This is a genomic window from Enterococcus sp. ARL09-542 (genome assembly GCF_005234805.1).
GTDB lineage: Bacteria > Bacillota > Bacilli > Lactobacillales > Enterococcaceae > Enterococcus_D > Enterococcus_D gallinarum.
Map to the genome: position 1 here is coordinate 74,583 of NZ_QPQX01000006.1, position 18,768 is coordinate 93,350.

The 18,768-nt window shown below is 41.7% G+C and carries 22 protein-coding genes and 1 other annotated feature; of the genes, 20 read left to right on the forward strand and 2 right to left on the reverse strand.

The genetic code is table 11. The annotated features are described in order from the left end of the window. Positions 1 to 48: 48 nt before the first annotated feature. The 6 genes from DVW06_RS08450 to DVW06_RS08475 all read left to right on the forward strand — a co-directional run bounded on the left by DVW06_RS08450 (position 49) and on the right by DVW06_RS08475 (position 3,424). A complete protein-coding gene (locus DVW06_RS08450) occupies positions 49 to 615 on the forward strand; it encodes a 5-formyltetrahydrofolate cyclo-ligase (protein WP_005472181.1) in 567 nt (188 codons plus the stop codon). Beyond that, positions 608 to 1,288, forward strand: coding sequence for a rhomboid family intramembrane serine protease (locus DVW06_RS08455; RefSeq protein ID WP_041119037.1), 681 nt, complete (start codon positions 608 to 610; stop codon positions 1,286 to 1,288). The genes DVW06_RS08450 and DVW06_RS08455 overlap by 8 nt, the downstream gene beginning before the upstream one ends. An 18-nt stretch (positions 1,289 to 1,306) precedes the next feature. Further along, positions 1,307 to 1,516, forward strand: a complete 210-nt coding sequence (locus DVW06_RS08460; RefSeq protein ID WP_005472182.1) for a YqgQ family protein — start codon at positions 1,307 to 1,309, stop codon at positions 1,514 to 1,516. Further along, entirely contained in the window at positions 1,516 to 2,481 is a 966-nt protein-coding gene (locus DVW06_RS08465; protein WP_005472183.1) for an ROK family glucokinase, read from the forward strand. Before DVW06_RS08460 ends, DVW06_RS08465 begins: the two co-directional genes overlap by 1 nt. A gap of 15 nt (positions 2,482 to 2,496) precedes the next feature. Beyond that, positions 2,497 to 2,895: a rhodanese-like domain-containing protein gene (locus tag DVW06_RS08470; protein ID WP_005472184.1), complete on the forward strand. Its 399-nt coding sequence runs from the start codon at positions 2,497 to 2,499 to the stop codon at positions 2,893 to 2,895. A gap of 166 nt (positions 2,896 to 3,061) precedes the next feature. Next, positions 3,062 to 3,424, forward strand: coding sequence for a DUF488 domain-containing protein (locus DVW06_RS08475; RefSeq protein ID WP_005472185.1), 363 nt, complete (start codon positions 3,062 to 3,064; stop codon positions 3,422 to 3,424). Positions 3,425 to 3,447: 23 nt separating this feature from the next. Here the strand turns inward: DVW06_RS08475 and DVW06_RS08480 are convergent, their stop codons facing one another. Next, positions 3,448 to 3,615 (reverse strand): DUF3042 family protein, encoded by a 168-nt coding sequence (locus DVW06_RS08480; protein ID WP_003126853.1) that lies wholly within the window; start codon positions 3,613 to 3,615, stop codon positions 3,448 to 3,450. A gap of 153 nt (positions 3,616 to 3,768) precedes the next feature. On the opposite strand from DVW06_RS08480, the gene DVW06_RS08485 reads away from it, so the two are divergent. The 10 genes from DVW06_RS08485 to argS all read left to right on the forward strand — a co-directional run bounded on the left by DVW06_RS08485 (position 3,769) and on the right by argS (position 14,708). After that, the gene (locus tag DVW06_RS08485; protein WP_003126854.1) at positions 3,769 to 4,926 is read left to right on the forward strand and encodes a galactokinase; all 1,158 of its coding nucleotides are present in this window, start codon (positions 3,769 to 3,771) and stop codon (positions 4,924 to 4,926) included. A gap of 48 nt (positions 4,927 to 4,974) precedes the next feature. Next, complete coding sequence (gene galE, locus DVW06_RS08490; protein ID WP_096710800.1) at positions 4,975 to 5,964, forward strand: UDP-glucose 4-epimerase GalE; 990 nt, start codon at positions 4,975 to 4,977, stop codon at positions 5,962 to 5,964. An 11-nt stretch (positions 5,965 to 5,975) separates the two neighbouring features. After that, entirely contained in the window at positions 5,976 to 7,457 is a 1,482-nt protein-coding gene (gene galT / locus DVW06_RS08495) for a UDP-glucose--hexose-1-phosphate uridylyltransferase (RefSeq protein ID WP_137264559.1), read from the forward strand. Between the two features lie 38 nt (positions 7,458 to 7,495). Beyond that, positions 7,496 to 8,482 carry a LacI family DNA-binding transcriptional regulator gene (locus DVW06_RS08500; protein ID WP_003126857.1) on the forward strand — a complete coding sequence of 329 codons (987 nt, stop codon included), beginning with the start codon at positions 7,496 to 7,498 and terminating at the stop codon, positions 8,480 to 8,482. A gap of 234 nt (positions 8,483 to 8,716) precedes the next feature. Beyond that, positions 8,717 to 9,439 (forward strand): tRNA (adenosine(37)-N6)-threonylcarbamoyltransferase complex dimerization subunit type 1 TsaB, encoded by a 723-nt coding sequence (tsaB, locus tag DVW06_RS08505; RefSeq protein WP_005472189.1) that lies wholly within the window; start codon positions 8,717 to 8,719, stop codon positions 9,437 to 9,439. Beyond that, positions 9,423 to 9,965 carry a ribosomal protein S18-alanine N-acetyltransferase gene (gene rimI / locus DVW06_RS08510; RefSeq protein ID WP_003126860.1) on the forward strand — a complete coding sequence of 181 codons (543 nt, stop codon included), beginning with the start codon at positions 9,423 to 9,425 and terminating at the stop codon, positions 9,963 to 9,965. Before tsaB ends, rimI (DVW06_RS08510) begins: the two co-directional genes overlap by 17 nt. Then, entirely contained in the window at positions 9,958 to 10,419 is a 462-nt protein-coding gene (gene rimI / locus DVW06_RS08515; RefSeq protein ID WP_003126862.1) for a ribosomal protein S18-alanine N-acetyltransferase, read from the forward strand. The genes rimI (DVW06_RS08510) and rimI (DVW06_RS08515) overlap by 8 nt, the downstream gene beginning before the upstream one ends. Beyond that, positions 10,416 to 11,435 carry a tRNA (adenosine(37)-N6)-threonylcarbamoyltransferase complex transferase subunit TsaD gene (gene tsaD / locus DVW06_RS08520; protein ID WP_003126863.1) on the forward strand — a complete coding sequence of 340 codons (1,020 nt, stop codon included), beginning with the start codon at positions 10,416 to 10,418 and terminating at the stop codon, positions 11,433 to 11,435. The genes rimI (DVW06_RS08515) and tsaD overlap by 4 nt, the downstream gene beginning before the upstream one ends. A gap of 196 nt (positions 11,436 to 11,631) precedes the next feature. Further along, positions 11,632 to 12,642, forward strand: a complete 1,011-nt coding sequence (argF, locus tag DVW06_RS08525; RefSeq protein ID WP_003126864.1) for an ornithine carbamoyltransferase — start codon at positions 11,632 to 11,634, stop codon at positions 12,640 to 12,642. A gap of 80 nt (positions 12,643 to 12,722) precedes the next feature. Then, positions 12,723 to 12,925: a binding site (T-box leader), on the forward strand. A 91-nt stretch (positions 12,926 to 13,016) separates the two neighbouring features. Continuing rightward, on the forward strand, positions 13,017 to 14,708 hold the full coding sequence (argS, locus tag DVW06_RS08530; protein ID WP_003126865.1) for an arginine--tRNA ligase: 1,692 nt from the start codon (positions 13,017 to 13,019) through the stop codon (positions 14,706 to 14,708). A gap of 61 nt (positions 14,709 to 14,769) precedes the next feature. Here the strand turns inward: argS and DVW06_RS08535 are convergent, their stop codons facing one another. Beyond that, the gene (locus tag DVW06_RS08535; protein WP_117474616.1) at positions 14,770 to 15,240 is read right to left on the reverse strand and encodes an arginine repressor; all 471 of its coding nucleotides are present in this window, start codon (positions 15,238 to 15,240) and stop codon (positions 14,770 to 14,772) included. A 302-nt stretch (positions 15,241 to 15,542) separates the two neighbouring features. Here DVW06_RS08535 and rpsB point away from each other — a divergent pair, with 302 nt between their 5' ends. The 4 genes from rpsB (at position 15,543) to frr (ending at position 18,752) form a co-directional block, all read left to right on the forward strand. Next, complete coding sequence (gene rpsB, locus DVW06_RS08540) at positions 15,543 to 16,331, forward strand: 30S ribosomal protein S2 (protein ID WP_003126867.1); 789 nt, start codon at positions 15,543 to 15,545, stop codon at positions 16,329 to 16,331. 113 nt (positions 16,332 to 16,444) lie between these two features. Beyond that, the gene (gene tsf / locus DVW06_RS08545; protein ID WP_005472197.1) at positions 16,445 to 17,326 is read left to right on the forward strand and encodes a translation elongation factor Ts; all 882 of its coding nucleotides are present in this window, start codon (positions 16,445 to 16,447) and stop codon (positions 17,324 to 17,326) included. 144 nt (positions 17,327 to 17,470) lie between these two features. Beyond that, positions 17,471 to 18,193: a UMP kinase gene (gene pyrH / locus DVW06_RS08550; protein ID WP_003126869.1), complete on the forward strand. Its 723-nt coding sequence runs from the start codon at positions 17,471 to 17,473 to the stop codon at positions 18,191 to 18,193. Between the two features lies 1 nt (position 18,194). Beyond that, positions 18,195 to 18,752, forward strand: coding sequence for a ribosome recycling factor (gene frr, locus DVW06_RS08555; protein WP_003126870.1), 558 nt, complete (start codon positions 18,195 to 18,197; stop codon positions 18,750 to 18,752). The last annotated feature ends 16 nt before the right edge of the window (positions 18,753 to 18,768 follow it).

Genomic DNA, 18,768 nt, shown 5'->3' on the forward strand with positions numbered 1-18,768 from the left:
TATTTGAGTCCGGTTTTTGGTACTATTCGGAGTAGGAGTTGGTTAATTATGGATAAAAAAATTTTGCGTGAACAAGGGCTAACCCGACTCAAGCAACTGGATCCACGAACAAAGCAAACCAAAGAGCAGATCATTCAGTCTTTGTTGTTTGCTTCCGAAGAGTGGCTCGAAGCAGAATCCATTGGTGTGATTCGGTCATTGCCGTTTGAATTTGATACAAAGCCGATTTTTGAGCGCGGATTTCACTCTGGCAAACAAATTGCCGTGCCACGTTCTGTGAGAAAGAAACTTCACTTTTATCAAGTGGAACCACAGACTGAATATCAGCTTTCCAGTTTTGGGGTAGAAGAGCCTCTTTCTCAAAAAAAAATCGATGCATTGGACCTGGATCTTTTGATCGTTCCTGGTTTGATTTTTTCTCATGAGGGATATCGGATTGGTTTTGGCGGCGGTTATTATGATCGGTTTCTGGCAGATTTCCAAGGGAAAACTGTGTCATTGGTTTTTGCAGAACAATTTGATGTCCGGTGGCAACCTGATTCTTTTGATATTCCGGTCCAGAAAATAATCACTGATAAAGTTTCTTTCGGAGAAAAAGGAGTAGACAATGAATAAACAAATGAAACGCTGGCTTAATCGTCCAATCTTTACTTATACGTTTTTAGCCATCCAGACGTTAGTCTTTATTATCGGCTATATTAGTCCGATGACTCAAGTGATGGGGGTGATGTTTGGCCCTTATGTTGCTTACATGAACGAGTATTGGCGTTTTGTAACGCCGATTTTCATTCACTTTGGTCTCGCTCATTTTGCAGTGAATTCTGTTATTCTTTATTTTATGGGTCAACAGGTGGAAGCGATCTACGGTCATGCTCGTTTCTTCATTTTGTATTTGATGAGTGGGGTTATGGGGAACGCGATGAGTTTTGCCTTTAATCAGGCCGGTGTCCAATCTGCAGGTGCGAGCACGTCATTGTTTGGTCTGTTTGGTGCTTTTCTGATTCTGGGACTCCACTTTAAGAATGATTACCAGATCCAAGCGATGGTTCGTCAATTTGCATTGTTCGTTGTCTTGAATTTCGTATTTGGTCTATTTGATCAATCGATTGATATTTGGGGACATGTCGGAGGAATCTTAGGAGGATTCATCTTAGGCAATGCATTGGCTTTACCAAAGAACTTCGAGAAATATTCGATTCATACCCGCATTCTTTCCGCCATTGTTTTTCTTTTTTTACTGGCAGTTTTTGTGATATATGGTTTAAAAAAGTATCAAATACTTGTATAATAAGCAGGAAGTGTGTTTATGGAAACGTTATATGACGTACAACAACTATTGAAACAATTTGGTGTCTATATTTATGTTGGCAAGCGAATCTATGATATCGAGTTGATCCAGATGGAAGTCAAAAATCTTTATGACAGCCGTTTGATCGATCGAGATACCTATTTGACCGCTTGGCGCATTTTAAAGCGTGAACATCGGATTGAAGAAAGCCGGGAGGAAAATAAGTGATGGACAAAAAAATCATCGGGATTGATCTAGGAGGAACAACAGTCAAGTTTGCTGTGTTGACTTCTGAAGGAGAGATTCAACAAAAATGGAGCATCGATACCAATATTCTTGATGAGGGTTCCCACATCGTACCAGAGATCATTGCATCAATCAATCATCGTCTGGATTTGTATGGCATGAAAGCAGAAGACTTCATTGGGATCGGTATGGGGACTCCAGGAAGTGTCGATCGCAAAAAAGGAACAGTTATCGGTGCTTACAATTTGAATTGGAAAACGTTGCAACCTGTCAAAGAAGCGATTGAAAAAGGGACAGGGATTCCTTTTGCTATCGATAACGATGCCAATGTTGCTGCGTTAGGCGAACGCTGGAAAGGCGCAGGTGACAACAATCCCGATGTGATCTTTATCACCCTCGGTACAGGTGTTGGCGGTGGAATCATCATGGAAGGACAACTTTTGCATGGTGTAGCAGGCTGTGCAGGAGAAATCGGGCATATTACTGTAGATCCAGAAGGATTTGAATGTACTTGTGGGAAGCGTGGTTGTTTAGAGACCGTGTCAAGTGCGACGGGTGTCGTTCGGGTAGCAAGACATTTGGCGGAAGAGTATGCTGGCGATTCTGAATTGAAAAAAAATCTGGATAATGGCGAAGATATTTCCAGCAAAGATATTTTTGAAGCGGCCCAAGCGAAAGATCCGTTTGCATTGATGGTAGTAGATAAAGTCTGCTTCTATTTAGGCCTTGCTTGTGGAAACTTGGGCAATACACTGAATCCTTCAAGTATTGTACTGGGTGGCGGTGTCTCAGCAGCAGGTGAATTTTTACGTAGTCGTGTAGCAGCTTACTTTGCAGAATTCACATTCCCGCAAGTAACGGAAAGCACGGAAATCAAATTAGCTGAGTTAGGGAATGATGCTGGTGTGATCGGCGCTGCGTCATTAGCATTACAATTTGCAAAGTAGAGAGGAATAGGTAAGATGTCTGTTTGGAACTGGATTAATATTATTTTAGGATTGATTTTATTGGCAATCGCATTGAATTGGGCGTACTTCCAAATTATGGGAAGACGATCAGCCAAAATCATTTCCGAAGAAGAATTTAAAAATGGCATGAAAAAAGCACAAGTGATTGATGTGCGGGAGAAAAACGAGTTCGATGCCGGTCATATCTTAGGTGCACGAAATATCCCATTTACGGTATTAACCAATTCGTTTAGCGCATTTCGGAAAGATCAGCCCATCTACTTATATGATACCCGTAAATCTCTAAGTATCCGTGCTGCGAATAAACTTCGCAAAGAAGGGTTTAAAGAAATTTACATTCTAAAAGAAGGCTATGAAGGCTGGAGCGGAAAAACGAAAAAGAAAACTAGTTAATCAATCAAAAGACTGAGATCAATGATCAAACAAGATGTTCCTAAGAGGCGCGAGAATGAATCGTTAGAAACCATTCAGCAGCTGTAACTGAGAATCTTGTCATCATGGACTCGGTCTTTTTTTTTTGAAAGAATGTGTTAAGGTAGATTCAAAGGAGTGGAAGGAAATGATTAAAGTAAAACGTGTATACGAGGCTGCAGCACCCACAGATGGTTATCGGGTCCTTGTTGATCGAATCTGGCCAAGAGGCGTCAAAAAAGAAGTGGCGGCGATTGATTCTTGGTTGAAAGAGGTTGCACCTAGTACGGAATTGCGTAAATGGTTTGGTCATGATCCAGAGCGCTTTGATGCGTTTTGTCAAAGATACCTAGCAGAACTAAAAAAGAAGCCAGCGGATGATGCCTTTAGTGCATTGCAGCAAATAGTAAAAGACCATAAAACCGTGACATTGGTTTATGGTGCAAAAGATGAAACACATAATCAAGCGGTTGTATTAGCTGAAGAATTGAAAAAACTGCCATTGAAGTAAAATCTTCAATGGCAGTTTTTGTATTAACGAGAGACACTTTTACGCATAGCTCGTTTTCTTTTTTCTTCATTTAGTGCTTGTTGTTCGTCAATTGGATCGATCACTTGTTTTTTGACAGTCATGACTACGCTAGCAGCTGCTGCGATAGTTGCTACTGTACCAACTAAGAAACCTGAAAGAAATCGTTTCATTCTTCTCCACCTCGCCTTTATCTATTTATTTCTATTATGAAACAAAAGTACAAAAATATCAAAAATAAGCCCTTGTATCGCGAGTAAAGGATTGATAAAATTTAGTAAATATTTTATAATAAATTTACTAAATGAAATGAAGGAGCGAAAAAGATGGAACAGCTACAACAAATTTTTGCAGAAAAATTCGGTGAAAAAGGCACAGGATCGTATTTTGCACCAGGACGAATCAACTTGATCGGGGAACATACAGATTATAATGGCGGGTATGTCTTTCCAGCCTCTATCACGATAGGAACGTATGGTGTAGCACGAAAACGGGCAGATAAGCAAATACGTCTTTATTCGGAAAACTTCCCTGAAAAGGGGATCATCACTTTTTCCTTAGACGATTTGGAGTACCGCAAAGAAGACGACTGGACCAATTATCCTAAAGGTGTGATTCGCTATTTGAAAGCAGCGGGTCATGCAATCGACTCTGGTATTGAAATCGCTTTTTATGGCAATATTCCTAATGGTGCCGGCTTGTCTTCTTCAGCCTCCATTGAATTATTGACAGGAGTGATTCTTGATGATTTGTTCGGATTGGCGATCGAACGTTTAGAGTTGATTTTGACAGGGAAAAAAGTTGAGAATGAATTTATTGGGGTTAATTCAGGTATCATGGATCAATTTGCTATAGGAATGGGAAAAAAAGACCATGCATTACTGCTAGATACCAACACTTTAGCTTATGACCTTGTACCTGCAGAATTTGGGGACTATGTCGTAGCTATCATGAATACAAACAAGCGGCGGGAATTGGCAGATTCAAAATACAACGAGCGCCGTGGGGAGTGTGAAGAAGCATTAAAACGACTTCAAACGAAACTGAAAATCCAATCGCTTGGTGAATTGGACGAAGCAACATTCTTTGCACATACTTCACTGATTGAAGATCCAACCTTGATCAAGCGCGCAAAACATGCTGTAACTGAGAATCAGCGTACCTTAAAAGCTAAAGCGGCATTAGAAGCGGGAGATTTAGAATCTTTTGGTCATCTGTTAGATGCTTCTCATGCTTCTTTAAGAGATGATTATGAAGTTACGGGTATCGAGTTAGACACTTTGGTGGCAGCGGCACAAGAACAGCCAGCAGTTTTGGGAGCCCGAATGACAGGGGCTGGATTTGGTGGTTGTGCAATCGCTTTGGTGAAAAAAAGCGAGTGGGAAGCTTTTGCAACGGCTGTCAAAGAAAGCTATCGTGAAAAAATCGGCTATGAGACAGATATTTACCAAGCAAGCATTGATGATGGCGCGCGAAAACTGTAGAATGTAAGACGGATTCATTGAATAAATGAAAGAAAAGGATGATTAAGAATGGCTATTTTAGTATTAGGTGGCGCCGGATATATCGGCTCTCATGCAGTTGATCAATTGATTACGAAAGGATACCAAGCCGTTGTCGTGGATAACCTTTTAACAGGTCATCGTCAAGCGATCCATCCAGAGGCTGTTTTCTACGAAGGAGATATTCGAGACAAAGCATTTTTGCAAAGCGTTTTTGAGAAAGAGACGATTGATGGCGTGATCCATTTTGCCGCAAGCTCTCTTGTCGGTGAATCAGTTGAGAAACCGTTGAAATACTTCAACAACAATGTGTATGGGATGCAGGTATTATTAGAAGTAATGAAAGACAACAACGTTGATCATATTGTCTTTTCTTCTACTGCAGCGACTTATGGCGAGCCAGAACAAAGCCCAATCACAGAAGAAACACCTACAAATCCTAAAAATCCTTATGGGGAAAGCAAACTCATGATGGAAAAAATGATGCGTTGGTGTGATGAAGCTTACGGCATGAAATACGTCGCTTTACGCTACTTTAATGTTGCAGGAGCTAAATCAGATGCTTCAATCGGGGAAGACCATGATCCTGAGACTCATTTAGTTCCACTCATCTTGCAAGTCGCTTTAGGTCAGCGTCAGGAGCTAGCAATTTTCGGTGATGACTATGATACGCCAGATGGAACTTGTATCAGAGACTACGTACACGTAGAAGATCTATGCAACGCCCACATTTTAGCATTAGAATATTTGAAAAAAGGCAATCCTAGCAATGTTTTCAATCTTGGCAGCAACAATGGCTACTCAGTCAAAGAAATGTTGGATGCCGCGCGTACTGTTACGCAAAAAGATATTCCAGCGAAAGTAGCACCGCGACGTGCCGGAGATCCGGGAACATTGGTCGCTTCTAGTGATAAAGCAAAAGCGGTGTTAGGTTGGGAACCTAGTTACACCGATGTGAAACAAATAATTGAAACAGCTTGGAATTGGCACGTTAGCCATCCAGAAGGTTATCAAGACTAGGAGGCAACAAAATGACGCTCAGTCAAACAATCTGTGATTTCGTGACATTAGCGATCCAGGCTGGTGGTTGGATGGAAATGGATCGTATTTATTTACAAAATAGGATCCTTGGTATGATTGGTGAAGAAGCCTTTGAATCAGCTACTGTACGACCGGTCGAAGAATCAGCCGTGGTATTGATGGATCAATTGGTCACTCAAGCAAAAAAAAATCAGGTGATCGGCGAGGCACTTGCTGATACCGAAATCCTTGAAGCGCAATTGATGGATTTCTTGACGCCACCGCCTTCTGTGGTCAATGCTTTCTTTGCCCAGCACTATGCAAAAGACCCACAAGAGGCAACGGATTATTTTTACCATTTGTGTCAGCAAAATGATTACATCAAGACTCGAGCCATCAAGAAAAATATTGTTTTTCCGGTAATGACCGAGTATGGAGAATTAGAGATCACGATCAATCTATCCAAACCCGAAAAAGATCCGAAAGAAATCGCTGCGCAGCGAGCAGCAGCAGCGATCGATTATCCTAAATGTCTCCTTTGTTTGGAAAATGAAGGTTATAAAGGGCGGCTGAATTACCCGGCTCGAACAAATCATCGCATTATTCGGATGAATCTGGACGGCGAAGCGTGGGGGCTTCAGTACTCTCCGTATGCTTATTACAATGAGCATTCCATCTTTTTGTCTTTAGAGCATCGTCCGATGAAGATCACGCGCAAAACCTTTGATCGTCTATTGCAAATCATTGAGGTTCTGCCTCACTATTTTGTCGGTTCAAATGCTGATTTGCCAATCGTAGGTGGATCGATCTTGTCCCACGATCATTATCAAGGTGGACGGCATACATTTGCGATGGCAAAAGCACCCATTGAGAAAACATTCAAACTAACTGGTTTTGACGAGCTAACGGTGGGAATCGTTAAATGGCCGCTTTCGGTTATTCGGATTCAAGGTCGAGACAAGCAAAAAGTGGCTGCTGCTTCTGATTATATTTTGGCACAATGGAAAGAGTACTCAGATCCTTCCGTTTCGATCAATGCTTATTCAGAAGATGGCACACCGCACCACACCATCACACCAATTGCTCGAAAACAGGGCGAATACTTTGAAATGGATCTTGTTCTTCGGGATAACAATGTTTCTGACGAACATCCTGATGGTATTTTTCATCCTCATAAAGATGTTCAGCATATCAAAAAAGAAAACATTGGGTTAATCGAGGTGATGGGATTAGCGGTCTTGCCTCCACGTTTAGCAACGGAGTTAGAAGAAGTGAGGGCCTATCTTCTTGATCAGCCAAATCAAATTGCTGCTTATCATATTCCGTGGGCACAAGAGATGAAGGAAACCTACACCATCACTGAGGAGAATGTAACAGAGATTGTTTATCAAGAAGTTGGTGGGATTTTTGCAAAAGTTTTGGAATACGCAGGAGTTTTCAAGCGAGATGCATCCGGTCAGGCTGCATTCATGCGTTTTATCAATAAACTTTGAAGTTATTGAGATGACTTTGAAAGAATGGAGGCGCGGGAATGGCTACAATTAAAGATATTGCTGAACAGGCAGGCGTTTCACCAGCGACTGTTTCTCGTGTCCTCAATTATGACAGTGAGTTAGCCGTCAGTTCAGAAACCAAAGAAAAAATATTCAAAACCGCCGAAGCACTGAACTATACAAAGCATAAAAAGAAAAGCCAAGTCGAAAACGGTCGGATTCGTTTGATTCAGTGGTTTGATACCGAAGAAGAACTGGCCGATCTTTACTATTTAGCTATTCGGCTTGGGATTGAGAACAAGACGGAAGAATTGGGGATTCGCTTGTTAAAAGAATCGTTTGCTTCTATCAGTGAGACCCAAGTAGATGGAACGATTGCTTTAGGAAAATTTGATGCCCAGCAGATCGCACAATTAAAAAAGACGCAGCCTCATCTGCTACTCGTTGATTTTGACGGGCTGTCGGCTGGAGTGGATTCATTGGTAGTCGATTTTCAGCAAGCAGTGGATTTGGTCATTGATCATTTTGTTGCTAAAGGACATCAAAAAATCGGTATCTTATCTGGTATTGAATTTACAAAAGGAAGTCGACAAGAAATTGAAGATCCGCGGCTGACGCTATTCAAGGAACGACTGACACGCTTGCGTCTTTATGACGAAGGGTATCACATTGCAGCAGCGTTTACTGTCGAAGATGGATATCAGGCAATGAAACAGTTCTTGCAAGACGCCTTGCCACTGCCTACTGCGTTATTTGCTTCCAGCGATGCTTTAGCCATCGGAGCACTGCGGGCACTGCAGGAAGAAAAGATTCGTGTGCCAGAAGATATCTCCTTGATCGGCTTTAACGATGTCAGTGTTGCCAAGTATGTTTTTCCAACCCTTTCGACAATCAAAGTTCATACGGAGTGGATGGGAGAGTTGGCTGTAACCACACTACTTGAGATCATCAAGAATCCAGCTCCTGTTCCGCGAAAGGTCACCATCGCAACGGAGTTGATTAAACGTCAATCTACGAATCAATGATGGGGAAGTTCATCTGCAACAAATAGAAATGTCCTGAGAATCTATGGGAAAAAGTCTCCAGTAATGGAACAGTTTTCCGTCGCAGTCAGAAACTGTCGCGGCTGCCATAGATTCTTTGGCCATTTTTTTAGTTCACCAGTAACCATGCACCTATGAAAGCAAATAAGCAAAGTTTGGCATTTTATCAGAATATGGTAAAATATGAGTGAGTTTTTTGATTGGGGAGAAAAAGCAATGAAAACATTAGCGATCGATACATCAAATCAAACATTGGCCATTGCAGTCATGGATGGTCAGGAGATCCTAGGACAAAGTCAGACGATGGCTATCAAAAATCACAGCAGTGCATTGATGCCGGCAATCGATTTATTGATGCAATCTGTGGGGGTATTGCCGCAGCAGTTAGAGCGAATCGCAGTTGCCCAAGGTCCGGGATCTTATACAGGATTGCGGATCGGTGTCACGACCGCTAAAACATTAGCCGATACATTACATATCCCATTGGTGGGCGTGTCGAGTTTGAAGAACATAGCTGCGAATTGTGTTGGGGTTTTGAAAGTGATCGTGCCATTATTTGACGCACGTCGCAACAATGTCTATGCTGGTGGCTATCGTTGGCAGGAAGGGGAGCTGCAGTCAGTGATCCCTGACCAGCATGTGGCATTACCGACATTGTTGCATGCACTAGCTGAGTTGCACACAGAGGTACTTTTTGTTGGCGCTGATGCTGCAAAATTTGCCCCGCAAATCACTGAAGCCATGCCGTCTGCACAGATCAATCACGTTTCTTTGTGGAATTATCCGAATGGCGTCGTGTTGGCAGAATTAAGTGAAACAGAGGAACCCGTTTCGTCGATCCATGATTTTGTGCCAGAGTATTTGAAACTTGTTGAAGCGGAAGAAAAGTGGTTGGCATCTCACACTCCAGGAGCGGATACGTATGTTGAAAAAATTTAAATCTTTCAAAGGAAAGCTGCCCCTTTTTCGTAAAGTTCAATACCCAGAACAGACGAAAACGATTCAGGATGAAACGTATGTGATTCGTGAAATCGTCGGCGAAGATATCAAAGAGTTACTGCAAGTGGAACGATTGGTGTATGCCGGCGAGCTGCCTTGGACCAAGAGCGCGTTTCTTTCAGAGATTTATTCGCGATTTAAGCATTTGTACTTGTGTATCTTACAAAATGAGCGCATGATCGGTTTTGCGGGCGTTCGTTTGTTGGGAGAAGATGCTCATATTACCAATATTGCTGTTATACCTGAATATCAAGGCCGAGGTGTCGGCTCTTTTTTGTTGACTGAAATCGAACAGTATGCGCGAAAAAACAAATGTGACCGAATTTCGTTAGAAGTGCGTTTAAGTAATCGTGACGCTCAGCGGCTTTATCGACAGCTGGGCTTTGTCTCGCGAGCGATCAAAACTGCCTACTATACAGAAGGAAATGAAGATGCATTGGATATGGTGAAATTTTTAAATGAATAAACTGTTGAATAAAGAAGAATTGCCTGCAAAAAGTGAAGAGCTGTTATGGCAATTGGCAGAAGCGAGTTACCAAGATGGCTCTCCCTGGACTTGTGAACAATTCAAGCAGGATTTGGCTGCTGTTGACAGTCACTATTTAGTACTCCAGCCAATGGAGGCATTTGTTAGTTACCGTCGGGTTTTAGACGAAGCTGAAATCTTTAATCTCGCAGTCTTACCGGAAAAAAAAGGACAGGGATTGGGGAAACTCTTGCTGCAAGCTGTTATTCAGTCTTGTCAATCTGCTGGCGTCGAAAGGATTTTTCTAGAAGTGCGGGTCCGTAATTTTCCAGCACAAGCCTTATACCTGCGAATGGGTTTTGAAATCATTGGGCGGCGCAAAAATTATTATAGTCATCCTCAAGAGGATGCATTGATCATGGAAAAGAAAGTGAGGCCAGCATCAATCAAATGAATGAATTGATTTTAGCCATTGAAAGCAGCTGCGACGAAACAAGTGTCGCTGTCATAAAGAACGGGGACACGATTTTAAGCAATATCGTGGCTTCTCAAATTAAAAGTCATCAACGTTTTGGTGGCGTTGTCCCAGAAGTAGCTAGTCGACATCATGTGGAGCAGATTACTCTTTGTTTAGAAGAGGCACTGAAACAAGCAGAAGTGACACCAGAAGACTTATCCGCTGTAGCGGTCACGTACGGTCCAGGCTTAGTGGGGGCGTTGCTGATCGGTCTTTCGGCAGCCAAAGCGTTTGCCTGGGCGCATGGATTACCCTTGTTGCCAGTCAATCATATGGCGGGGCATATCTATGCGGCCCGTTTTGTCAAACCTCTGACCTTTCCATTGCTTGCCTTGCTAGTGAGCGGTGGTCATACGGAGCTAGTTTATATGACAGAAGATGGTTCCTTTGAGATTATTGGCGAGACACGTGACGATGCTGCAGGAGAAGCATATGACAAGGTAGGACGAGTCTTAGGACTTTCTTATCCTAGCGGAAAAGAAATCGATCGTTTGGCGCATTTAGGTGAGGACACGTACCATTTTCCCAGAGCAATGATTCATGAAGACAATTTTGATTTTAGTTTTAGCGGATTAAAGAGTGCCTTTATTAATTTTGTCCATAATGCGCAGCAACGAGGAGAAACATTGGACGAAGCCAACCTTGCTGCTAGTTTTCAAGCAAGTGTCGTAGAAGTTTTGGTCACTAAGACGATTCGCGCCTGCAAGACTTATCCTGTTAACCAATTGATTGTTGCAGGTGGCGTTGCTGCAAACCAAGGCCTGCGTCAGGCACTAGATGAAGCAATGAGTGACCTGCCTGAGATTGACTTGATTATCCCACCTTTGCGTTTATGTGGCGATAATGCGGCAATGATCGGGGCCTTTGGGCATATTTTGTTAGAAAAAAAACAGTTTGCCCCACTATCTTTGAATGCTGTGCCAAGCCTAAGTTTTGGTCATGAAATGAAATAATCAAGCATTTGCTGCTCAACATTACAGAGAAGACCGTGGCGTCATCGGGATACGAATCCGAATGGCAGCCCACGGTCTTTTGTTTAATTATTTGGATAAAATTGATTAAAAATACGTAAAACTTGTATATATTGAATAAAAATTAGAAAAGATGTATACTGGCTAAAAAACATAGGCAAGAAAGGGTGCAAAAGAAATGAAATCCGTTTTTAAAGGTCGCAGTTTTTTAGCAGAAAAAGATTTTACCAGAGATGAATTGCAGTATCTGATCGATTTTTCATTACATGTAAAAGAATTAAAGCAAAAGAATATCCCGCATCGTTATTTGGAAGGAAAAAATGTCGCTCTTTTGTTTGAAAAAAATTCTACTCGGACACGAGCTGCCTTTACCGTTGCTGCCGTTGATCTAGGAGCGCATCCGGAATTTTTAGGAGCAAACGATATCCAGATGGGATCAAAAGAATCTGTTGAGGACTCTGCAAAAGTATTTGGTCGGATGTTTGATGGGATCGAATATCGAGGATTTAGCCAAAGAATCGTTGAAGACTTGGCGAAATATTCTGGTGTACCTGTCTGGAATGGATTGTCTGACATGTGGCACCCGACACAGATGATCGCAGACTTTATGACGATTCAAGAAAATTTTGGCAGTCTTGAAGGTCTGACGATCGCTTACTGCGGCGATGGGAGAAATAACGTTGCGCAATCCTTACTTGTGACTAGCAGGATTCTCGGTGTTGCTATTCGAATCATCGCACCAAAAGAATTACAGCCGGAACAGCAAGTCATCGAGCTGGCAGAGCAATTTGCCCAAGCATCACAAGCCGAAATTTTGATTACAGATGATGTGGCAGCTGTAGCAGGAGCAGACGTTGTTTATACCGATGTATGGGTTTCAATGGGAGAAGAAGCAAAATTTAAAGAACGAATCGACTTGCTGATGCCTTACCAAGTAAATGCCGAATTAATGAAAAAAACCAATAATGAACAAGCCATTTTCCTCCATTGTTTACCAGCTTTTCATGATACACAAACCAAATATGGGGCCAAAATCGCTGCTGATTTTGGCTTGAAGGAGATGGAAGTGACGAATGACGTTTTTCACAGCAAGCAAGCGCGCCAGTTCGATCAAGCAGAAAATCGCCTTCACTCTATCAAAGCCATTATGGCTGTCACCCTAGGAGATCTATTTATTCCAAAGGTTTAACTAGCGAAATCCATGCAAAGGCGAAAAACCGGCTAGCCAAACCGATTATTTTTTGTTATACTTTCTGGGAACAAAATAGTAGATAATCGATGAGCAAGAAGAGTAGCTTTTGTTTTTCAGCGAGTTCGGGAAGGTGTGAGCCGAACAATCAAGAAAGTGAAGCGCACTTGTGAGATTTTGCCTAGCAAACGGAATTCTGCCGTTATCAGAAATAAGTAGGTCTTTTAAGAATCATTCCTTAAAGGACAAATAGAGTGGTACCGCGGGAAATCTCGTCTCTAGTGCATGTGATGCACTAGAGGCTTTTTTTAGTTGTTCCGCATGTACATTCGCTGGGCATTGCTTTCGTATCGAAACAAATGGAGGGAAAGAAAATGAATAATAAACAAATCGTTGCACAAGCTATTTATGCCGCTGTCAAAGAAGATTTGACTTTAGAACAAGTCAGTCAATTGTTAGAAAATCCTAAAACTGCTGAACACGGAGACGTTGCTTTTCCTGCCTTTGCTTTAGCCAAAGTCTATCGCAAAGCACCGCAACAGATCGCTAGCGAGCTGGCGGAAAAAATTGATCCAGCTTCTTTTGAAAAAATCGAAGTCGTGGGTCCATACTTGAACTTTTTTATGAATAAAGAAGTGATCAGCGAACACGTCTTACAAACCGTCTTGAAGGAAAAAAATCATTATGGAGATCAATCAATTGGCAATCAGCAGGCGGTTCCGATTGATATGTCTTCACCAAACATTGCGAAACCAATCTCCATGGGCCATTTGCGTTCGACGGTGATCGGTAATTCGATTGGCTTTATTCTTGAAAAAATCGGTTATCAGCCAATTCGGATCAATCATTTAGGAGACTGGGGAACTCAATTTGGGAAATTGATCGTCGCCTATAAAAAATGGGGTTCTGAAGAAGCAGTTAAAAAAGAACCAATCAATGAACTCTTGCGTTTATATGTTGAATTCCATGAACAAGCAGAAAATGATAAAGCGTTGGAAGATGAAGCTCGGGCATGGTTCAAGAAGCTAGAAGACGGTGATCAAGAAGCAACCGAATTATGGCAATGGTTCCGCGATGAGTCATTGCAAGAGTTCAACAAAATCTATGACATGCTGGAAGTAAGTTTTGATTCATTGAATGGGGAAGCCTTCTACAATGATAAAATGACGGAAGTCGTTGAACTTTTGGAAGAAAAACATTTATTACAAGAAGATCAAGGCGCAGAAATCGTTGATTTGACTGCCTATGATCTCAATCCAGCGTTGATCCGCAAATCTGACGGCGCAACATTATATATCACTCGGGATATGGCGGCAGCATTGTACCGCAAACGGACTTATAACTTTGCTAAGTCTCTGTATGTTGTCGGTAACGAACAAAGCTATCATTTTAAGCAATTGAAAGCAGTTCTTAAAGAAATGGGCTTCGATTGGTCAGATGATATGCACCACATCCCATTTGGTTTGATCACCAAAGATGGTAAGAAGCTGTCTACTCGTAAAGGAAAAATCGTTTTATTAGAAGAAGTATTGAATGAAGCCATCGAATCTGCGAAAGAACAAATCACAGAAAAAAATCCAGGCTTAGCGAACAAAGATGAAGTGGCAAAACAAGTGGGTGTCGGTGCGGTCGTCTTTCATGATTTAAAAAATGATCGCCTGAACAACTTCGATTTCACATTGGAAGAAGTCGTTCGTTTTGAAGGAGAAACCGGACCTTATGTCCAATATTCTCATGCACGGGCGATGAGCATTTTAGAAAAAGCACAATTTGATCCTGCCAATGCGCAAGCTCTTGCTTTGAATGATGCAGAGAGCTGGGAAGTGATCAAGTTGATCCAACGCTACCCAGAAACTATCTTACAGGCTGCAGATAAATATGAGCCATCAGTGATTGCTAAACATGCGATCAAATTAGCGCAAGCCTTCAATAAATACTATGCAAATGTCAAGATTTTAGCAGAAGATGCGCAAAAAGATGCTCGATTGGCATTGGTTTACGCTGTAACAGTCTTGTTAAAAGAAGATTTGCGTCTGTTAGGATTACATGCACCTGATAAAATGTAAATAAAAAAAAGATACCAACGGCAGCCTATATGCTTGCCGCTGGTATCTTTTTTTCGATTCTTTAGAGAATAGCATGGGACTTGATATATTCAGTCAGCTTGATGGCATCTTCATTTGTACGGGAAATAACGGCTACTGTATCAAAGCCGGCGAGAGAACAAACTTTCTCAGGCATCGAAACTTCATCTAAAGCCGCTGCCAATAAAGGTGCATTGTCAGGGATCGTATTGATTAGCGTCATAAATTGAACACGATCCACTTTGGTGACGACATCTTCCAGCATGTGGATCAGCCGTTGTTCTTCCGCTTTTTCATTTTCTTGAGTATTCATTCCTTGAAAGAGAACAAATTTTGTTTGTCCAGTCTCATCAGGCTGTTTGACAATTTTTAGATCACGGATATCGCGGGAGATCGTTGCCTGCGTAGCGGTTACTCCTTGTGCTTCGAGCAACTGCAACAGTTCTTCTTGAGTTCCCACATTATGTTCTGCAATAATCTGTTTGATCAATAAATGCCGGTCGGATTTACGCATAAATAGACTCCTTTAATTGAATTCTTCAGCATTATCATAGCAGAAAAAGGATTAAAAACCTAGGCTTTAGTCAGACTGAACACCCGTTGTTTGTAAGAAAAAAATGTAAAAGTAAACAGCTAGGTTTATGAGGAAAAGCAGTTGCAATTCTTTAGTAGCTACTGTATACTGTTTAAGGCGTGAGTTTTTTGACTCCGCAAATCCACATCTTGTTCCATCTGCGAAGCGGTGCTGATAATCAGTTCTTCGAAGAGCTAAAGAGCAAGAGAGGAAATCAAAAACCAAATTGGAGGAAACACATCATGGCAGTAATCTCAATGAAACAATTGCTAGAAGCCGGCGTACACTTTGGACACCAAACACGTCGCTGGAACCCAAAAATGAAGAAATATATCTTCACAGAAAGAAACGGTATCTACATCATCGACTTACAAAAAACTGTTAAGTTAGTAGATGCAGCATACGACTACATGAAAAACGTTGCTGAAGAAGGCGGAGTTGCTTTGTTCGTAGGAACAAAAAAACAAGCCCAAGAAGCAATCAAAGAAGAAGCAATCCGTTCAGGTCAATACTACGTAAACCATCGTTGGTTAGGTGGAACATTGACGAACTGGGAAACTATCCAAAAACGTGTTGCTCGCTTGAAACAAATCAACAAAATGGAAGAAGATGGCACATTTGATGTCCTTCCTAAAAAAGAAGTCGTTGGTTTGAACAAAGAACGCGAACGTCTTGAAAAATTCTTAGGCGGTATCGCTGATATGCCAAGAATTCCAGATGTAATGTACGTTGTTGACCCACGCAAAGAACGCATTGCGATCCAAGAAGCACGTAAATTAAATATCCCAATCGTAGCGATGGTTGATACAAACTGTGATCCAGATGAGATCGACGTAGTTATCCCATCAAACGACGATGCGATTCGTGCCGTTAAATTGATCACTGCTAAAATGGCAGATGCATTTATCGAAGGCAACCAAGGCGAAGACCAAGTAGTTGAAGAAGATTTTTCTGCTGAATCAACAGAAAATGCTACTTCAATCGAAGAAATCGTTGATGTTGTCGAAGGCGACAATGTATCAGCTGAATAAGAAATGATGGAGCTGTTTCAAAGGCTAGGCGCCAAGCCTCACTCTCCTTTGAAACAGCTTTTTTAAAAGGCAAGTTCAGGCTTGTTAAATGACATTTAGGAGGAAAACAAAAAATGGCAGAAGTAACAGCTAAATTAGTAAAAGAATTGCGCGACATGACTGGTGTAGGTATGATGGATGCAAAACGTGCCTTAGTTGAAGTCGAAGGAGATATCGAAAAAGCCGTTGATCTATTACGTGAAAAAGGAATGGCTAAAGCTGCAAAGAAAAATGATCGGATTGCTGCTGAAGGATTGGCATCTGTTGCTATCAACGGGAATGCTGCTGCAATCGTTGAAGTAAACTCTGAAACAGACTTCGTTTCTAAAAACGAAATGTTCCAAGATTTAGTTAAAGAAATCGCAGAAGTAATCGCTGCAAACAAACCTGCTGACATGGAAGCTGCTTTGCAGTTGGAAACATCAAAAGGTAAAATGGAAGCAGCATTGATCGAAGCAACTCAAGTTATCGGTGAAAAAATCAGCTTCCGTCGTTTTGAAGTTGTTGAAAAAGATGACAACTCTGCTTTCGGTGGCTACTTGCACATGGGCGGACGTATCGCTGTCTTGACTGTTCTTGAAGGAACAACAGACGAATCAGTTGCAAAAGATGTCGCTATGCACGTTGCTGCAATCAATCCTCGCTATGTGAATGAATCTCAAATCTCACAAGAAGAATTGGATCACGAAAAACAAGTTTTGACTGAACAAGCATTGAACGAAGGCAAACCAGCCAACATCGTTGAAAAAATGGTTGAAGGCCGTTTGAAAAAATTCAAAGCAGAAATCGCTTTGGTTGACCAACCATTCGTTAAAGATCCTGACATGACTGTTGAAAAATTTGTTGCTTCAAAAGGCGCAACAGTGAAATCATTTGTTCGTTTTGAAGTCGGCGAAGGTATCGAAAAACGCGAAGATAACTTTGTAGAAGAAGTTATGAGCCAAGTCAAAAAATAATTCTGTTCCTCGAACAGATGGGAACGCATGGAAGTGCGCTCCCTTTTTTTAAGCAAAAACCGATTTTCAAAAAAATTGCACAAATTCAAACAGAATGGCGCCAATATGCTACAATAGTATTGGAGAATGTACGGAGGAATCATCATGGGTAAACCAAAATATCAACGTGTTGTGTTAAAATTGAGCGGCGAAGCATTGGCAGGGGATGAAGGATTTGGTATCAAACCGCCAACGATCCAAGAAATCGTCAAAGAGATCAAAGAAGTCCATGAACTTGGTGTTGAAATGGCGATCGTAGTAGGCGGCGGTAACATTTGGCGTGGTCAGATTGGTGCACAAATGGGCATGGAACGAGCGCAAGCAGACTATATGGGAATGTTGGCAACGGTCATGAATGCATTGGCGTTGCAAGACACTCTTGAGAACGCTGGCGTACCGACTCGCGTCCAAACATCGATCGAAATGCGCCAAATCGCAGAACCTTATATTCGCCGTCGGGCAGAACGTCATCTAGAAAAAGGGCGTGTAGTGATCTTTGCTGGCGGCACAGGGAATCCTTATTTCTCAACAGATACTACGGCTGCCTTAAGAGCAGCTGAAATCAATGCAGATGTGATCTTGATGGCAAAAAATAACGTCGATGGTGTCTACTCAGCAGATCCAAAAATCGATCAAAGTGCAGTGAAGTTTGAAGAGCTTACGCATCTAGAAGTGATTTCGAAAGGATTGCAAGTCATGGATTCCACTGCAAGCTCATTAAGCATGGATAATGATATTCCGTTAGTTGTCTTTAATTTAAATGAACAAGGAAATATTCGCCGTGCAATCTTAGGAGAACATATTGGAACGACAGTAAGGGGGAAATAGAATGGCTGACAAAATTTTAACAGAAGCAAAAGATAAAATGAAAAAAGCAGCAGAAAACTTGCAGCGCGAGTTAGGACAAATTCGTGCTGGCCGTGCGAACGCAAGTATTTTAGACCGTGTGATGGTAACCTACTATGGTGTTCCAACACCACTAAATCAAATGGCATCAATCACGATTCCTGAAGCGCGTATTTTGATGATTACGCCTTTCGACAAAACAATGATCCAAGAAGTCGAAAAAGCGATCATGCAAAGCGACATCGGTATCACACCTGCTAATGATGGTACAGTAATCCGTTTAGTCATTCCGCAATTGACGGAAGAGCGCCGGAAAGAATTGGCAAAAGATGTGAAAAAAGAAGCGGAGAATGCGAAAATTGCTGTCCGTAATATCCGTCGTGATGCGATGGATGCTTACAAGAAGCAAGAAAAATCTGGCGATATCACGGTCGATGATTTAAGAGAATCAGAAAAAGAAGTTCAAACATTGACAGACAACAGTATTAAAGAAATCGATCAGATCGCAGCTGAAAAAGAACAAGAATTATTAGAAGTATAAGAAGCAGGGGCGCACA

Coding starts and splice junctions, on each gene's coding strand:
- rimI (WP_003126862.1), top strand. CDS start 9,958: ATGAATAAACTGTTGAATAAAGAAGAATTGCCTGCAAAAAGTGAAGAG.
- tsaB (WP_005472189.1), top strand. CDS start 8,717: ATGAAAACATTAGCGATCGATACATCAAATCAAACATTGGCCATTGCA.
- DVW06_RS08450 (WP_005472181.1), top strand. CDS start 49: ATGGATAAAAAAATTTTGCGTGAACAAGGGCTAACCCGACTCAAGCAA.
- rpsB (WP_003126867.1), top strand. CDS start 15,543: ATGGCAGTAATCTCAATGAAACAATTGCTAGAAGCCGGCGTACACTTT.
- argF (WP_003126864.1), top strand. CDS start 11,632: ATGAAATCCGTTTTTAAAGGTCGCAGTTTTTTAGCAGAAAAAGATTTT.
- tsf (WP_005472197.1), top strand. CDS start 16,445: ATGGCAGAAGTAACAGCTAAATTAGTAAAAGAATTGCGCGACATGACT.
- DVW06_RS08465 (WP_005472183.1), top strand. CDS start 1,516: ATGGACAAAAAAATCATCGGGATTGATCTAGGAGGAACAACAGTCAAG.
- argS (WP_003126865.1), top strand. CDS start 13,017: ATGAATAATAAACAAATCGTTGCACAAGCTATTTATGCCGCTGTCAAA.
- DVW06_RS08475 (WP_005472185.1), top strand. CDS start 3,062: ATGATTAAAGTAAAACGTGTATACGAGGCTGCAGCACCCACAGATGGT.
- DVW06_RS08455 (WP_041119037.1), top strand. CDS start 608: ATGAATAAACAAATGAAACGCTGGCTTAATCGTCCAATCTTTACTTAT.
- tsaD (WP_003126863.1), top strand. CDS start 10,416: ATGAATGAATTGATTTTAGCCATTGAAAGCAGCTGCGACGAAACAAGT.
- DVW06_RS08485 (WP_003126854.1), top strand. CDS start 3,769: ATGGAACAGCTACAACAAATTTTTGCAGAAAAATTCGGTGAAAAAGGC.
- galE (WP_096710800.1), top strand. CDS start 4,975: ATGGCTATTTTAGTATTAGGTGGCGCCGGATATATCGGCTCTCATGCA.
- DVW06_RS08470 (WP_005472184.1), top strand. CDS start 2,497: ATGTCTGTTTGGAACTGGATTAATATTATTTTAGGATTGATTTTATTG.
- pyrH (WP_003126869.1), top strand. CDS start 17,471: ATGGGTAAACCAAAATATCAACGTGTTGTGTTAAAATTGAGCGGCGAA.
- DVW06_RS08480 (WP_003126853.1), bottom strand. CDS start 3,615: ATGAAACGATTTCTTTCAGGTTTCTTAGTTGGTACAGTAGCAACTATC.
- DVW06_RS08535 (WP_117474616.1), bottom strand. CDS start 15,240: ATGCGTAAATCCGACCGGCATTTATTGATCAAACAGATTATTGCAGAA.
- frr (WP_003126870.1), top strand. CDS start 18,195: ATGGCTGACAAAATTTTAACAGAAGCAAAAGATAAAATGAAAAAAGCA.
- DVW06_RS08460 (WP_005472182.1), top strand. CDS start 1,307: ATGGAAACGTTATATGACGTACAACAACTATTGAAACAATTTGGTGTC.
- DVW06_RS08500 (WP_003126857.1), top strand. CDS start 7,496: ATGGCTACAATTAAAGATATTGCTGAACAGGCAGGCGTTTCACCAGCG.
- galT (WP_137264559.1), top strand. CDS start 5,976: ATGACGCTCAGTCAAACAATCTGTGATTTCGTGACATTAGCGATCCAG.
- rimI (WP_003126860.1), top strand. CDS start 9,423: ATGTTGAAAAAATTTAAATCTTTCAAAGGAAAGCTGCCCCTTTTTCGT.